The sequence below is a fragment of the Rhodococcus sp. AQ5-07 genome, from assembly GCF_009707305.1.
Lineage (GTDB): Bacteria > Actinomycetota > Actinomycetes > Mycobacteriales > Mycobacteriaceae > Rhodococcus_F > Rhodococcus_F erythropolis.
Genome location: NZ_CP046099.1, coordinates 6,221,701 through 6,237,405, shown reverse-complemented (window position 1 = coordinate 6,237,405; position 15,705 = coordinate 6,221,701). Strand labels below are relative to the sequence as shown.

13 protein-coding genes are annotated in these 15,705 nt (G+C 61.3%); 2 read left to right on the top strand and 11 right to left on the bottom strand.

Annotation, left to right across the window (positions count from 1 at the left end; all coding sequences use genetic code 11):
• Positions 1-375: 375 nt before the first annotated feature.
• Positions 376-1,638, top strand: a complete 1,263-nt coding sequence (locus GJB56_RS28950; protein WP_113682285.1) for a YibE/F family protein — start codon at positions 376-378, stop codon at positions 1,636-1,638.
• Positions 1,639-1,647: 9 nt separating this feature from the next.
• Here GJB56_RS28950 and GJB56_RS28945 read toward each other — a convergent pair whose 3' ends face one another.
• Both GJB56_RS28945 and GJB56_RS28940 read right to left on the bottom strand, forming a co-directional pair.
• Positions 1,648-3,324 carry an Hsp70 family protein gene (locus GJB56_RS28945; protein WP_230091103.1) on the bottom strand — a complete coding sequence of 559 codons (1,677 nt, stop codon included), beginning with the start codon at positions 3,322-3,324 and terminating at the stop codon, positions 1,648-1,650.
• Positions 3,325-3,473: 149 nt separating this feature from the next.
• On the bottom strand, positions 3,474-4,793 hold the full coding sequence (locus GJB56_RS28940; protein WP_080910172.1) for a UDP-glucose dehydrogenase family protein: 1,320 nt from the start codon (positions 4,791-4,793) through the stop codon (positions 3,474-3,476).
• A 108-nt stretch (positions 4,794-4,901) separates the two neighbouring features.
• Between GJB56_RS28940 and GJB56_RS28935 the strand changes: the two genes are divergently transcribed.
• A complete protein-coding gene (locus GJB56_RS28935; protein ID WP_069146129.1) occupies positions 4,902-5,426 on the top strand; it encodes an arsenate reductase/protein-tyrosine-phosphatase family protein in 525 nt (174 codons plus the stop codon).
• On the opposite strand, the gene GJB56_RS28930 is transcribed toward GJB56_RS28935, so the two are convergent.
• The 9 genes from GJB56_RS28930 to GJB56_RS28890 form a co-directional block, all read right to left on the bottom strand.
• Positions 5,398-6,822, bottom strand: coding sequence for a polysaccharide biosynthesis tyrosine autokinase (locus tag GJB56_RS28930; protein ID WP_021333832.1), 1,425 nt, complete (start codon positions 6,820-6,822; stop codon positions 5,398-5,400). The genes GJB56_RS28935 and GJB56_RS28930 overlap by 29 nt on opposite strands.
• Positions 6,823-6,952: 130 nt before the next feature.
• Positions 6,953-8,278 carry a UDP-glucose dehydrogenase family protein gene (locus tag GJB56_RS28925; RefSeq protein ID WP_084325744.1) on the bottom strand — a complete coding sequence of 442 codons (1,326 nt, stop codon included), beginning with the start codon at positions 8,276-8,278 and terminating at the stop codon, positions 6,953-6,955.
• A 53-nt stretch (positions 8,279-8,331) separates the two neighbouring features.
• On the bottom strand, positions 8,332-9,300 hold the full coding sequence (locus GJB56_RS28920) for a GDP-L-fucose synthase family protein (RefSeq protein WP_195849571.1): 969 nt from the start codon (positions 9,298-9,300) through the stop codon (positions 8,332-8,334).
• On the bottom strand, positions 9,297-10,328 hold the full coding sequence (gene gmd, locus GJB56_RS28915; RefSeq protein ID WP_113682283.1) for a GDP-mannose 4,6-dehydratase: 1,032 nt from the start codon (positions 10,326-10,328) through the stop codon (positions 9,297-9,299). Before gmd ends, GJB56_RS28920 begins: the two co-directional genes overlap by 4 nt.
• Positions 10,329-10,425: 97 nt before the next feature.
• Entirely contained in the window at positions 10,426-11,223 is a 798-nt protein-coding gene (locus GJB56_RS28910; protein WP_113682282.1) for a WecB/TagA/CpsF family glycosyltransferase, read from the bottom strand.
• Between the two features lie 6 nt (positions 11,224-11,229).
• On the bottom strand, positions 11,230-12,396 hold the full coding sequence (locus GJB56_RS28905) for a glycosyltransferase family 4 protein (RefSeq protein ID WP_113682281.1): 1,167 nt from the start codon (positions 12,394-12,396) through the stop codon (positions 11,230-11,232).
• A complete protein-coding gene (locus GJB56_RS28900; RefSeq protein ID WP_113682280.1) occupies positions 12,393-13,289 on the bottom strand; it encodes a glycosyltransferase family 2 protein in 897 nt (298 codons plus the stop codon). The genes GJB56_RS28905 and GJB56_RS28900 overlap by 4 nt, the downstream gene beginning before the upstream one ends.
• Positions 13,286-14,497, bottom strand: a complete 1,212-nt coding sequence (locus tag GJB56_RS28895; protein ID WP_113682279.1) for a hypothetical protein — start codon at positions 14,495-14,497, stop codon at positions 13,286-13,288. The genes GJB56_RS28900 and GJB56_RS28895 overlap by 4 nt, the downstream gene beginning before the upstream one ends.
• Positions 14,494-15,705, bottom strand: coding sequence for a glycosyltransferase family 4 protein (locus tag GJB56_RS28890; protein WP_113682439.1), 1,212 nt, complete (start codon positions 15,703-15,705; stop codon positions 14,494-14,496). The genes GJB56_RS28895 and GJB56_RS28890 overlap by 4 nt, the downstream gene beginning before the upstream one ends.

Genomic DNA, 15,705 nt, shown 5'->3' with positions numbered 1-15,705 from the left:
GCGGTTTGATTGACACTTTAACTATTTAGTGACCTGCCCTGATGCGAAAACGGTCCAACCGGTACGTGATTCGTCGTGAAATTGGTAGTTGGACAACGCGCCAAACCCGATTGAAATTGGGTACATTGGTTATCAGCACTTCGGTGCCGCGAGCACCTGGTATCCCTCCCCCCCCTGTGGATACCAGGTTGGTGGCGGGGACAACCCCCCCTGTTCCCCGCCACCCAGCTCGACCAATCCCAGTTTCGCCTCTTCCCCGGAAATCACCTGTGCCGACGCTGTCGTCGATCGACACTATCCGCAGAAGCTGACCATTCGCTTCGGAGCCGATAACATTGCACCGGTGCAAATCCCCAGTCCGACACTCAGTTTCCGATGAGTCACGGCCACGGCCACGGTGGCCCCATTCAGATCGGCCCCACCGCATCACGCGTCGTCATAGGCTTGCTCGTCGTCATCGGCATGGTTGTCGTCGCGGCAGCTGTCGCGCTGTGGCCGGACAAGAACACCATTCCCGTCCCGCTCCCCTTTCAGAATGCCGACGGCAGTTCGGTGGAGACCGAGGCGGGCACCGTCACGATGCAGGATCTCGGCGACTGCGGAAGTTCCTCCGCCGGAAGGGTATTCGTCGGTGCACCGCAACCGCCACCCACCTCCGCCTATCAGTGCCAGCGCAGTATTGTCGATATCGAGTCCGGGCCGAATGCCGGAACGAAGACACTCCTCGAGATCATCCCGGGTGCCGGACAACCGGATCTACGGGTCGGTGACCACATTCGCCTGGTGCGTCAGACCGACCCGAACGGAAACACGCAGTACTCCTTCGAAGACTATTCGCGTGGTCTCCAACTGGCGCTGATCGTCATCGCGTTCGCCGTCGTCATCATCGCCGTTGCGCGGTGGCGCGGACTGCGCGCACTCGTCGGTCTGGTGATCGCCTTCGGCGTCGTCGTCGGGTTTCTCCTGCCCGCATTGCTCGACGGTAAGCCTGCGATACCGGTCGCACTGGTCGCCGGCGCGGTGATCTTGTACGCGGTTCTCTATCTGGCGCACGGTGTCTCACTCAAGACCAGTTCGGCTTTGCTCGGCACCCTTGCCGCGATGGTGCTCGCTGCCGTTCTCTCCTACCTCTGTATCGAACTGACGCACCTCACCGGGCTGTCCGAAGAGCAGAACACCAATGTGCAGACATACATCGAGCACATCGACATCACGGGCCTGCTGCTGGCGGGCTTCATCATCGGATCGCTCGGTGTTCTCAACGACGTCACCATCACCCAGGCATCTTCGGCGTTCGAGTTGGCCGAACTCGACAAGCACGCACCCCGCCGAAAGGTGTTCAGCGGGGCGATGCGGGTCGGACGCGATCACATCGCCAGCACGGTCTACACCTTGGTTCTCGCGTACGCCGGCGGGGCGTTGCCACTGCTTCTGCTTTTCAGCGTCAGCGGTCGCCCTCTTCAGGACGTCCTGGTCGGTGACGCTGTAGCGATCGAAATCGTACGGTCCGCGGTCGGCGGGATTGCTCTGGCGCTATCTGTTCCGCTCACTACTGCTATCGCCGTGATTCTGGCTCGCCCACCCGGTAGTGCGGTCAAGGCCGGCCCCACGTCAGGCGGCCGACACTCCAAACGCTGAAAGCGAGCCTCAGAGTCCGGGAATCGGTGGGAGAACCGGTAACAGAATCGGCGGAAGCCCCGGAATGTAGATCGCGGGCGGTGGCGGCGCGGGAGCGGGCGCGGGCGGCACGTAAGTGTCCTGCACGACTGGCGGAGCCTCGACGACCGGAGGGGCTTCCTCCGTCGTCGTCGGGGGCGGGGTCGTTGTGGTCGTAGGCGGCGGGGTAGTCGTGGTCGTCGGCGGCGGCGTAGTCACCTCGGTTGCCACAGGTCCGGCATCCTCGGAATCGAAGACCTTTCCTCCGTAGCCCAATCCCAACCCCACGATCACGATCGCCGCGATCACACCGGCGCCGAGGCCCGCGAACCGTAGCGGGTTTCTCGGCTCTTTGGATGTCGATTCGACGGGTTGTGTCCCGGCGAGCCAGGACGGGTGTGCGGTTCCTGCCCCGGGTGCCTCGCCTTCGTACATCGCCGAGTACGCCTGGGCGTCAACCATCACAGCCTCGGTGTCGGCGTCATGTTCTGTGCCGAATCCGTCCGTGGCCTGGTCACTGTCGGCGACCGCGAGATCTGCGGCCGGATCGAATCGTTGCTCGTGTCGGTTCGGTCGCGGCTGAGGCAGTTCCGCCGCGTAAGGGCTCGGCACCTGTTCCTGCGGAACGGACTTCGTGCCGGAAGCGGCTTCGGACAAGGCATTCGGCCGCTCCGATTCCGCGAGCGTTGCCACCCCTCCGTGGCTGAACGCCTGAACCGGAACGGGTACCTCCGCCGGGGTGTGGATCGGATACGGCGCAAAGATCGGCGCTACAGCCGGAACCTGAACCGGGGCAGATACCGCGCGCGCCGATGGCGTCATCGACGACTCCGCGATCAGCGCAGCGCCTTGCGCAGTCACGAGTTCCGGCTGCTCGGGCGCGATGAGGGGGCACTCCAGCCAAGCGGCGAGGGTCGCCCGCACGATCGGAATGCGTGCACCGCCACCGATCAGGAGAATCGCGTCGGGGTTACGGCCGGACGTTGCGATGACCTCTCGTATCTCGCGTGCGAAGGCCTCCACCGACGTGACGACCAACGAATCGAAAACTTCCCGCGACAGCAGGAGAAGCCCGCCGGGCCCGGGCAGGCACACCGCACTTCGTGAGGACAGCTGTTCCTTCGCGAGTCGGCATCGCGCCTGCAGTTCGGCATCGCCACCCGGGTCGGCCGGCGTAGCTATACGGCGACGCACGGTCTGATCCGAGTAGACGAGCTCGTCGAAGTGATCTCCGCTGACCCGCGTCGACCGGGCGGTGACGACGGTAGACCGCATCTGCCTGTCCACAATGCTGATCGTCGATCCAGAACTACCGATGTCGACGACGACGAGTGTGCTCTGGTCGGTCAGCGCACCGGACTCCTCGAGCATTCGAAGCGTCGCGACTACTTCGGGAACCAGCTCGAAGTTGTCGATGCCTTTCTGTTCGAACGCTGTTTGGAGTGCTCCGGCCTGCGCTTGATCCCGGTAGGCGACGACCGTATTGCTGCCGAGATCGGCATTCTCGGTCAAGGCCACGCCGGTTGCCTCCGCTGCGACTTCCTCCGGAATCTCACGACCGCGATCGACCGCTCTGGATCGGAACACCGGACCACTGTGGTCGGGCGTCCCCGGGCGCGCCAAACGCACAGCGCTGGCTCCCACCGTCACACCCAAAACCAAGTTCATGATCCACCTTCGTCGACCGGCGACGGGTTCCGTCAGCAGACCCCGTCATTCCCCGGCCGGAAGTCTACCCACTGGGCATGGTCTGCGAGGTTCGCGCATCTCACCTAAGGCCTTCTCGCAGCTATTTTTTCGCAACCTGGACGGTCGACCTACCGCCCCAATCCGCGGTAGTTCCAACCGGCGCCGCGCCACAGGTCCGGATCGAGGCAATTTCTGGCGTCAACGATCACCCGCCGCCGAACGAGTGGTTCCAAATCGCCGGGCACGAGTGAGGCGAACTCGTCCCATTCCGTGGCGATCAAGACCACATCAGCATTTCTGCAAGCTTCTGACGTGGAGGTTGCATAGTGAAGGGTGGGAAACAGTCGGCGAGAATTGTCCATGGCCTTCGGATCGAAAACGGTGACCGCTGCCCCGTGCAACTGCATCATTCCGGCAACGTTGAGCGCAGGCGAATCGCGCACATCGTCGGATTCGGGCTTGAACGCGGCCCCCAGAACCGAGACGTTAGCTCCCAGCAAACTGCCATCGCAGGCTGCCGTCACCAGTTCCACAGCTTTTGTGCGTCGTCGCATGTTGATGCTGTCTACCTCGCGGAGGAAGTACAGAGCCTGGTCGACACCCAATTCCCCGGCGCGTGCCATGAACGCCCGAATGTCCTTCGGCAGGCAACCACCGCCGAACCCCAAGCCCGCATTGAGGAACCGTCTACCGATCCGAGCGTCGTACCCGAGAGCGTCGGCCAACATCGTGACGTCGGCGCCGGTCGCCTCGCACACCTCCGCAATCGCATTGATGAAGGACACCTTGGTCGCGAGAAACGCGTTCGCAGATCCCTTGACCAACTCGGACGTCGCCAGATCGGTCACGAGGAACGGCACCCCCGCGCCCAGTATCTCGGCATACACCTCGCGAAGAACGCCTTCGGCGTTTCCCGGCCGGTCACGATCGATCCCCAGAACCAACCGGTCAGGGCTCAAGGTATCCGCGATCGCGTGTCCTTCACGCAGGAACTCCGGATTCCAGGCCACCTCTACCGAGCCACCCGCCGGCGAATTCGCTCGGAGTCGCTCGCCGAGCGCCGCTGCCGTGCCTACCGGCACCGTCGACTTCCCGACTATCAGCGAAGGCTTTCGCAACAACGGCGCCAACATGTCGATCACCGAATGAACATGACTGAGATCTGCGGCGTACTCCCCCTTCTTCTGGGGCGTCCCCACACCGACAAAATGGATGTCGGCAAAATCCGCGGCATCGGCGTAGGAAGTCGTGAACTGCAGCCGACCCGACGCCAGATTCTTCTCGAGCATGTCGGTCAGACCCGGCTCGAAGAACGGGACCTCCCCACGAGACAACTTGTCGACCTTGGACTGGTCGATGTCGACTCCCAGCACGTCGTGACCAAGTTCGGCCATACACACTGCGTGGGTCGCCCCCAGGTATCCCGTTCCGAACACGGTCATCTTCATGTGTAGTTGGTATGCGTCCGAACTTTCCGAAACGCGTACGCCAGGTGGGCGCGAAACCAACATCGGGCGTACGACGAGTGCGTCGCGCGTGCAACCTATGCTTCTGCCATGCACGTTCTCTTCGTTTGTACGGGAAACATCTGCCGATCACCCACTGGCGAACGCCTTGCACGTGCTTATGCCGCCGAAGCCGGAGTTTCCGGATTCACCGCGTCGAGTGCCGGAACCCGGGCGATGGTCGGACACCCGATCGAGCCGACTGCTGCGAGGGTTCTCGCGGGGCTCGGCGGCGACCCCACGGAGTTTCAAGCCCGACGCATGACAACAGCGCTGGCCTCGGACGCCGACCTCATTCTCACGATGACCGAAAGTCAGCGAGACAAAGTCCTGGCGATGGCTCCGGCGCGGCTCAAGCGCACGTTCACACTTCGAGAAGCCGCACGGTTGGGCTCGCTCGCAGATGCACGAACTGTCGAGGACCTCGCCGCCGCCAGACCCCGATTTCGTGCCGCCGAACCCGAGGACGTCATGGATCCGATGGGTAAGGAAGAGAACGTGTTTCACGAGATCGGACTTGAGATCGCCGATCTCCTCGGCCCGCTGCTCAGCCGACTTCGCTTCGGTGAGCGCTGAGCGCGGGCACCGCGGTCAACTGCGGTAGCGACTTGTCCGACTCGTAGTAGTAGCTGTACTCGTACGCATTGCGTCCGCGAGACGGCGTCATCGTGATGACAGTGCCCAGGACGTGTGCACCCACACTCTGTAGGTTTCCGACCGCGCGCGCCAGTTGATCGCGCTTCGTGGAGCCGTGTCGGGCGATCACCAGGGCACCGTCCGACATCGCGGCCAGGACCGCGGCATCCGTGACGGGTAGCAACGGCGAGGCGTCGATGATGACGTAGTCGTATCGCGCCCGCAGTTCATCGAGAACATGTTTGGCCGTGTCCGTGCCGAGTAGTTCGCTCGGGTTCGGCGGGATCGGTCCGGAGGCGAGCACTGTCAGCCCGTCGAATTCGGTCGGCTGAAGCACATCGTCCAGCGTCGCTTGACCGGAGAGCACCGAACTGACGCCGACGCTTCCGATCAACCCCAGATACTTCGACACTCGCGGCTTCCGGAGGTCGCCTTCCATCAGGCACACTGACTTACCGGCCTCCGCCAAGACAAGAGCGATGTTCACGGCGGTCGTCGTCTTACCCTCGGAGGGAAGCGAACTCGTGACGACAATGACACGCGGTGGATGATCCACCTCGAGGAACTGAAGGTTGGTGCGCAATTCACGGAAGGCTTCGGCACTCACGGAATTTCCGTCACTGAAAGTGATCGCATGGTTGACTTCGACGACTTTGTCGAACGGGATCGTGCCCACCATCGCCGCACCCGCAATCTCTTCCACCGTTCGACGATCCTTCACCGTGTTGTCGAGTCGATCGCGAATCAACGCAAGCGCGATTCCCGACACCAGTCCCGCCACTGCTCCGAGAGCGAGATTGCGCGAAGTCTTGGGCGAAACGGGAACAGACGGCTCTTGGGCCTGTTGCTCGACGACCACACGTGCAGGCGGCGTTCCGCCGTTCTCGGGTGTCTCCAGTTCCTTTGCCAGTGCGACGAATTCGGACGACAGAGTATTTGCGATCTCTCGCGCGAGCTCCGGTGAAGGATCCTTGACTCCGAGGTCGATCAACACAGTGTCGGGCGCCGACGTCGCAGTGACCTTGGAGGCCAACTCTTCAGCCGACATCCCGCCGACCACCCTCGGTCCCAGTTCGTCGATCGTCCGCTGCGCAAGTGTCCGGCCGGTCAGGAGTTTTGTATAGGACAGAACTCGCTGCTGTGAAAGTTGACTGCCCTGCAGTGCCTCGTTGACCGAGGTACCCGCCGACGTCGAAACGAACAGCCTCGTCGAGGCCTGGTAAACGGGCGTCGAAAGAAGAGAAGCGCAAAGGGCTCCCAGGATTCCGAGCACGGTTACAGCAGCGACTATTCGCCATCTGGCTTGCAATATCTTCAGGTAGTCGACAATTTCCATCTTGATGTCTCCTTCGGCTCACGCATGTCCACTGCGGGTCTGAGCGGTCTTTGCCGGTCAGACCGCGAGGGCGAACCGGGCTTTCTCAATTTCGATATCGATCAGCTGCGACGGACGAAACGTCCTGTGCTCACGGGCGTCCCAGTCCGCGGTAGTTCCAACCTGCGCCTCGCCACTCGTCGGGGGAAAGGCAATTGCGCCCGTCGACGATCACCTTCTTGCGAACGACTGCATCGAGATCGGACGGCTGCAACTTCAAAAATTCGGGCCACTCGGTCAACACCAGGACGACATCGGCGCCTTCGCACGCCTCCAACGCATTTGCCGAATAGGTCAACGTCGGGAACAGCGCACGCGAATTGTCCATGGCCTTCGGGTCGTACACGTTCACTGCTGCGCCTTGAAGCTGAATCTGACCCGCGACGTTGAGCGCCGGCGAATCACGAACGTCGTCCGAGTCCGGTTTGAACGCGGCACCCAGAACTGCGACTCTCGCACCGAGAAGCGATCCGCATGCCTCCCGCGCCAGTTCGACCATGCGTGTCCGTCTGCGCATGTTGATGTTGTCGACTTCGCGTAGGAACGTCAGTGCTTGGTCGGCACCGAGTTCACCGGCGCGAGCCATGAAGGCACGGATGTCCTTGGGTAGGCAACCGCCGCCGAAACCAATTCCCGCGTTGAGGAATCGACGTCCGATCCGAACGTCGTACCCGATCGCGTCGGCGAGCACTGTGACGTCGGCGCCAGCAGCCTCGCACACTTCGGAAATGGCGTTGATGAACGAGATTTTCGTGGCCAGGAATGCATTCGCTGACGCTTTGACCAACTCGGCCGTAGCGAGGTCCGTGACGAGAAAGGGAATTCCCTCATCGAGGAGGTCTGCATAAACCTCGCGCGCAGCGGATTCCGCGCGACCGTGTCGACCGCGGTCGACCCCGAGCACCAGACGATCTGGATGCAATGTGTCCTGGACGGCAAACCCCTCGCGCAGAAACTCGGGATTCCATGCGACTTCGACGCCGTCACCAACCGGTGCCAGTTCCCGCGCGCGCATACCGAGCCGTTCCGCGGTTCCCACCGGCACCGTGGACTTCCCGAAGATGACCGCGGGTTTGGTGAGCAGCGGTGCCAGAGTTTCGATCACGGCATCCACGTAGACCATGTCAGCGGCGAACTCACCCTTCTTCTGCGGCGTACCGACCCCGAGGAAGAACACGTCCGCAAATTCAGCGGCTTCCTCGTAAGACGACGTGAACTTCAGCCTTCCTCGATCGATGTTTCGTCGTAGGACCTCGCCCAAACCTGGCTCGTAGAAAGGAACTTCCCCTGCTGCCAGTTTCTCCAGCTTGGCCGCGTCGACATCCACTCCGAGGACCTCGTGACCGAGTTCGGCCATACACGCCGCGTGTGTCGCGCCCAGGTATCCCGTGCCGAAAACTGCTATGCGAGTGCTCATGTTGCTCGATCTGCTTTCTCGACAGTGTGTGAAGTGTTGATGGGATGGGTAATTCAGGTGCGCACGGCACCGATGTTGTCTCGGTACCACGAGACCGTCGACGCGATTCCCTCGCGCAATCCGATTGTCGGCTGCCATCCGAGTTCACGAATCATGCTCACGTCCAGAAGTTTCTGCATTGTTCCGTCAGGCTTCGAGGTGTCCCACCGCGTCTCGCCGGTGTATCCGACCTCGTCGGCGACCATCGAAGCGATCTCACGAATTGTGTGGTCCTCGCCGGTTCCCACGTTGACGTGCGATGCACCGTCGTAGTTGTCGAGCAGATGCAGACACGCCGACGCCAGATCGTCGACATGCAGAAATTCACGTCGAGGATTGCCACTCCCCCAGTTGACAACCAACGGCACTGCGGATGACTGCGCCTCGTCGTAACGCCGAACGAGGGCGGGAAGTACATGCGATCCACGCGGCGAGAAATTGTCTCCCGGGCCGTACAGGTTGGTGGGCATCGCCGAGATCCACGATCGACCATGCTGCCGCCTGGCAGCTTGAACATGGAGTATTCCCGCAATCTTTGCTATTGCATAGGCGTCGTTGGTCGGCTCGAGATGCCCGGTGAGCAGGTATTCCTCCTTGATCGGCTGCGGCGCCAATTTCGGGTAGATGCACGATGATCCGAGGAACAGGAGACGCTCGACGCCGTGCGCAAGGGCAGCGTCGAGCACGTTCACCTGGATACGGAGATTCTCCGACAGGAAGTCGACGAGGAACGTGCTGTTCGCCGCAATCCCACCAACTTTTGCTGCTGCAAGGATCACGTTGGTCGGCTTTTCGCGGGCGAAAAAATCGAAAACAGCTTCCCGGTCACGCAGATCGAGTTCGGCGGAGGTCTGTCCGAGCAACCGGGAGAAGCCGGCAGATTCCAGTTTTCGCCACACCGAAGAGCCGACCAGACCTCGGTGTCCAGCCACGTAGAACGGTGCGCCTCGATCGAGTGGCCGCGCTGCGAATGAATCACTCATCGCGTCGCCAACCAGTCGGGAAGTGCCGGAGTGTCGATCCACGGGCGCCCTTCATGTTCGAGCGCTTCGATGTCTGCCTCGACCATGATCCGGGCCAATTCGGGTGTGTGCACGCCGGCCTTCCAACCGAGTTTGCGCTCGGCATGGCTCGGATCACCGATCAGTGCGTCCACCTCGGTCGGCCGAAGATACCGTTCGTCGAATCGAACGTGGTTCTCCCAGTTCAGACCTGCGTGTTCGAAAGCGACTGTGAGGAAGTCGCGCACCGAGTAGTTGCCACCGGTGGCCAGCACAAAATCCTCAGGCTCGTCGACCTGCAGCATGCGCCACATTCCCTCGACATACTCCGGCGCGTACCCCCAATCGCGTATCGCATCGAGATTACCCATGTACAGATGATCCTCGATCCCGGCCTTGATACGTGCGACCGCCCGCGTGATCTTGCGCGTCACGAACGTCTCACCGCGCCTGGGGGACTCGTGATTGAACAGAATTCCGTTCACCGCGAAGATTCCGTACGCCTCACGGTAGTTCTTGGTGATCCAGTACGAGTACACCTTCGCCGCACCGTACGGCGATCGTGGATAGAAGGGAGTCTGCTCGTCTTGCGGAGGCGGTGTCGCACCGAACATCTCAGAGCTCGACGCCTGGTAGAACCGGCAGTCGAGTCCGGCCATCCGAACCGCTTCCAGTAGTCGGATCGACCCGACACCTGTCGTGTTCCCCGTGTGTTCGGGTTCGTCGAAGCTGACTCTGACGTGAGACTGCGCAGCGAGGTTGTAGACCTCGTCCGGTTTGATCTGCGCGAGCAGCGTCACCAGGCGCGCTCCGTCACTGAGGTCACCGTAGTGAAGGAAAAGCCGTGCATCCGCATGGTGGGGGTCCACATAGATGTGGTTGATCCTCGAAGTATTGAACGTCGACGATCGACGGATCAGTCCGTGAACCTCGTAGCCTTTGGAGAGCAGCAACTCGGCGAGGTAAGAGCCGTCCTGTCCCGTGATTCCGGTAATCAGTGCGCGTTTCATCCTGCGTTCCTTCCGTTGCGGGACAGCCCGCCTGATAGTTGCGAAACCACGGTTGTGGTCCGTATTCCTCCGAATCGCCCGGCAGTCTTGATCTCGCTCATGTGCGTCCCCCCGAACGGCCTAGGAACTTTCGAATGTCGCGCGATGCCAACCGAACGAATGTCGAGTTACCGAACAGGTAGCGCCGCCACAGACGTTTGGGTTCCGATGCAAGTCGATACAGCCACTCGAAACCCGAGTTCTGGACGAAAGATGGTGCCTCCGAGACAGTTCCGGCCAAAAAGTCGAAAGCCGCGCCGACACCGACGGCCACGTAGTCGGTTCGATCCGCTATCGCCTTCGTGACAAAATCCTGCTTCGGAGCTCCCAAGCCGACCCACACGATGTCCGGGGCCGACGGACCGACCTTCGTGATGATGTCATCGACGAACTCCTTGCTGAACGCAGCAAACGGCGGGGCATAAGTGCCAGCCACCTCGATGCCCGGGTATAACTCCTCGACTCGATCCGTCAAGAGACTCAACGTCTCTTCTGTCGTGCCGACAAAGTGGTGACGAAGGCCGTAGCGGCGCCCCTTGTCCAGGGTGGCCTCGAAGAACGACGGACCCCGGACTGGTCGAACACCGACGTGATCGGAAGCGGTGCCCCCGATCAGGCGCATCACCCAGCTGACCGGGGTTCCGTCTGCGAAGTTCACACCGGGACCCTTCAAAACCGCGGAGTAGTCGCGATCGCTGTGCGCCGCCGACACGCAGTAGGAATTCGACAACCTCACGGAGACTCCGGTTCCCGCTCCCTCTCGCCTGTCGTTGACTACCCAATCGGTAGCTCCCTCGAGATTGGTCGCGGCAAACGGAATGCCACCCACCTCGATGACCTCGAACGGACTGCTCATTCTGTCTCACCACTTCTTCGAGTTCGTTTGTTGACGTTCATTGCACTGGCCGTAGCTGCGCGACAAGACCGATTTCATCCGAGATCGAGTCCAATCACGCTGCGGTTCAAAGAAAGAAAGTTCTGTCTCGACAACCGATCGAGCGATACGAGAGGCGAGAGTCGACGCCGGAGCAACCGGGATCGCCACGGCGTTCCTACCGGCCAGTGTCGGCACACCGCCGAGATCCAAACAGACCACCGGGAGGCCAACCGCAGCCGCTTCGGCCGCCACCCAGCCGCCCGAATCGTGCATGCTCGGGAAGAGCAGAACGGAGGAGGACCCCATCTCGCCCACCACTTCCGATCTGTCGCGCCACCCGCGAAGCGTGACCTGACCGCGCCGATACGGAAGCGACTTCTCGATCCGCCCGCGGGCGGGTCCGTCCCCGACAAAGGTCATGGACCACTCGGTGCCCAAATGCTCGAGCGCGTCCAGAATCAGGTCGATTCCTTTGTACTGCAGCAGTCTTCCTACGAATAAGAGCCTTCGTTTCGGCCTGGGTACCGCTTGCTTCTCGATTCCGTCGTAGTCCAGAACACAATTGGGTTGGATGACGACGTTGCGTGCCCGCGGTGCGCCACGTCCGCTGTCGGAGTTCATCGCGATGAAAGTGTCAACTCGTCCGGCCATGAAGATATGTGTCAGTGACCGAACGGCTTTCGTCGAGCAGGTTCGAACTACCGTGGATGCCAGATACCGCACACCGACGCGCTTGGCGAGCGGCATCGGCGGGTAGGTGTTGCCCCCGGCAGGCCCCCATACGAGTCGTGCGCCGCCGGCTCCACCGAACAGCACCGGTGGAGGCAGCCAGTCGGAGGCGAACGTTGCATGGTGCAGGACGTCGAAGTTTGCCGCTTCACGCCGAACGAACACTGAAGTGCGCCAGAGCCATCGGAGGTAGCGACCGTACGATCCGGCTTCTTCCGCGGTCAAAGTCGCTATTCGCACGACACGAACTTCGCAACCGAGCTTTTCACACTCCGATTCCAATGCGGGAGCCTCACCGGAGCGAGTCACCACCGTGATCGACTCACACAGTTCGGAAGCCGCCGAGAGAAGCGCCCAACCCGCACCGGATTCACTCCCCTGATTCGGATCGCAGGCGTATGCCGTCATCAACAACCGTGTCATCGCGCTACCACCAGCCTCTGTGCGCGCGGCGTCCGAGAATCGCGGCGGCTGAATCGCTCTGAGAACCAACCGATGTTGCGTGCACCGTGGTCGAGAACCACGCGTTTGATCCGTGGACTGATCAGGGCAACGGGGATCAACGTCGCCGACGCGAGTACGAGCAGAGCGCGTTTGGCACTCTGAGCCGTCAACAGTGGCAGGTCGAGCTGTCCCTGACAGACCGCGAGGATTCGTCCGTTGTTGACATACCGGGCGAAGAGCCAGGAGTCCCGACGCCGATTCTCGTCGACGGGTTCGTACGCAAGCGCCTCGTCGCACCACAACAACCGGACACCGCCGGCGCTCATCCTGAGCGTGAACTCGGTGTCCTCGCCGCCAGGTAGATCCCAGTCGTCACTGAAGTTCAAGCCGTTCAAAGTCTTCAGGTCCAACAACAGATTTCCAGCGCCTGCAGACGCAACCGGGGTGCCGGTCGAATGGCGAACGCGAGTGTGCAATGGAAGTTCTGAGGCAGGCAGACCCACCGGAATCACAGGACCGGCCACAGCACCTGCGTCGAAATCTGCGGCGCAGGTGAGGAGATTCGACAGCCAGTCGACATCGACGTACTCGTCGTCGTCGACGAAGACGATGTAACGACGATCTCGTGCACGGGCGAGATCGACCAGCGCACGTCGCGCCGGAGATACCCCGCCAAATCCGAGATGCAGTCGTTCGGTCCCGTCGGCAACATACGTCGGTGTGGTGGATTCCGGATCGTTGTCGCCTACTACGACCTGGGCGGAGACACTGGAAGCCTGGATCGATGCCCGGACGCTGTCGATGCATACAGCCAGTTCCGATTCGCGACGGAAGGTCAGAATCGCCACTATGACGCCGCTGGGATTCTTCATGAGAGGTCAACTTTCGGTCGGGCGCCACGGTTCATCGAGACCAGGAGTGCGACGCTCGCGCTGACGCACGCCGACGCGGCCAATGCTCCTGCGACGTGCACGGCGCTGTCGGTCAGTCCTGCCCCGAGAACGATCAGAAACTGTAGAGGCAACAGCAAGGCGCGAAATCTGTTGAGGTTTCCCGTCTTGTCCACGACGCGGATCGACGTGCCGACTCCCAGCAGAATCCCGTTGAACGCCACCGCCAACCCGCACAGCAGAATGACCGGTATCAAGTTCGGAAAGTGCGGCCCGACCAGATGATCCATCAATCGCACTCCCGAGAGTCGAATCTCGAGCGTGAGACAGATCAGCGAAACGCAGATGATCGAAACCCAGAAGATCTGCAAGCCCACTCGGCGGCCGAGTGCCATGCACTCGCTCGCGCTCCTCGCTTCGACACCACTGCCGAACTTACGCATCAGAATTGGCGAGATGCCCGCGAACATCAAGGACAGTGGACCGAGCAGTGTCTGGGCAGTTCTGATCTCACCGATCATCGAGATCGACGCCACCACGGTGAGTATCAAGAACATCGCCTGCTGCGCAGCTGATCCCATCAATATCTCGATCGCAAACGGCACGGATCTATATCGGTGAGTGCGCGAGTACCTGACCGACGGCACCGGCGGTACCAGACGCATGGATGCGTGACCGAGCGCGAGCGCGACGAATACACCGACCGTATAGGTCACGAGTGCAAGTGTCAGATTCTCGACCAGGAAAGCTGCAATAAGGACGAACGAGAGTGTCACGATCTGTATCGACGCAGAGATCCAACTCGCTCCGTCGTGCATCAGCATCGTGCGTATCACGTCCAAAACCACGAAACCAGCTGCAGCCAAGGCGTATACCGTGAGATTCATCGAGTCCGAGCCGGCGATCAGGAACAGTGCCCACACCGATGTCACCGATACCGCCGCCAGCACGATCGTGGGTGCCAACGCCGGTCCACGCTCGTCGGACCCCGCCCCTCGCGACAGCCAGACGTCGACGCCGATCGCTCTCCCCAGTGCCAGTGCCAACAGACCCGCCGATTGAATCACGGCAACCTGGCCGACTTCGATCGGACCACCGAGTCGTGCCACCGAGGTGAGAACGACAAAAGTGAGGACGCTCGAAAGCCCTTGATCGGCCATGAATGTCACATGCCGAGTGCGATCGTTCACGATCTCACCTCGTTGATGAGCTCACGCATCGACGTCGCCGCTTTGCTCGATGTGAAGCGATTCGAGTAGTGACGATAAGCGGATCTGCGCATCGCCGATCGGTCGTCCGCTCCGAAGATTCGGTCGAGGGCCTCGCGTATCGACGACTCTTCCAAGGTATGGAGAGGCGTTCCGCCCGGTCCGACGATGTCCGCGAGTGCACCGCTGGTTGCGTAGATGACCGGGGTGCCAACCGACATCGACTCGATCGCAACCCGCCCGAACGGTTCTGCCCATTGAGACGGCACCACGGACGCCGCACTGTCGCGGAGTATCTCGATCACATCTTCGTGTGAAGTGAATCCGGCCAGCGTGACGTTGTCGAGAGCTGCGCTTATGCTGGAGATCTCGCCGTACTGCGGTCCGTCACCGAGAACTGTGAGCGAGGGACTTCCAGCGCCCTGCGGCCAGTTGCGCACCAAGTCCAGGACGCCCTTCTCCGGTGTCAGTCGGCTGACGCACACAACCGAATCAGTGCTCCGGAACTCGGGTTCATTTTCTTCGAATCCGAAGTTCGGACGAACCACGACGCGACCAGAATCGATCAGTCGTCCCTCGACCAGACGTGCTGTCATTGCGCTCGTTGCGACGAACCTGTGCTGCTTCCACCCCAAGACGCTCAGCTTGACCGCCGCAGCGCTCAGGTAGCAGACAAGGCTCTGCAGTCGGCTGTTTCCGTAGCATCCGTTGCGGACACAACTCGTGAAGTAATTGGTGGAACCGCATTCGGTGCACGTGCCATCTGCGCGCAACTTGGCTGACGGTGTGGCCAGGCGATAGTTCCGAACCGCCTGCAACGTGGGAATTGCGGCGGTTCGTGCGGCCACGAGCAACGAAGCCGAGAACGCCGGCCAGAGATTGTTCACGTAGACGATGTCCGGTCGCTCCGAACGAATGATGCGCAACGCATCGACGAGTACTCGAGGACTGAACACTGCGGTGACTGCCGCCCACGGTCCCCGGGAGATCTTGGAATTCTCGGTGGTGCACTGAACCGTCTCGTATCCGATCGACTCGAGGAGCTTGGATTCGTTCGCGAAGCTCTGCTCCTCACCACCCGGATTCCGATAGATCGCATGGAACATCAAGGCTTTCGGCGGCGTGGATCCACCGGCGGACGTCGGGTTCACTTCAGGCTTCGAACGCGCCACATCGAACGACTTGTACAT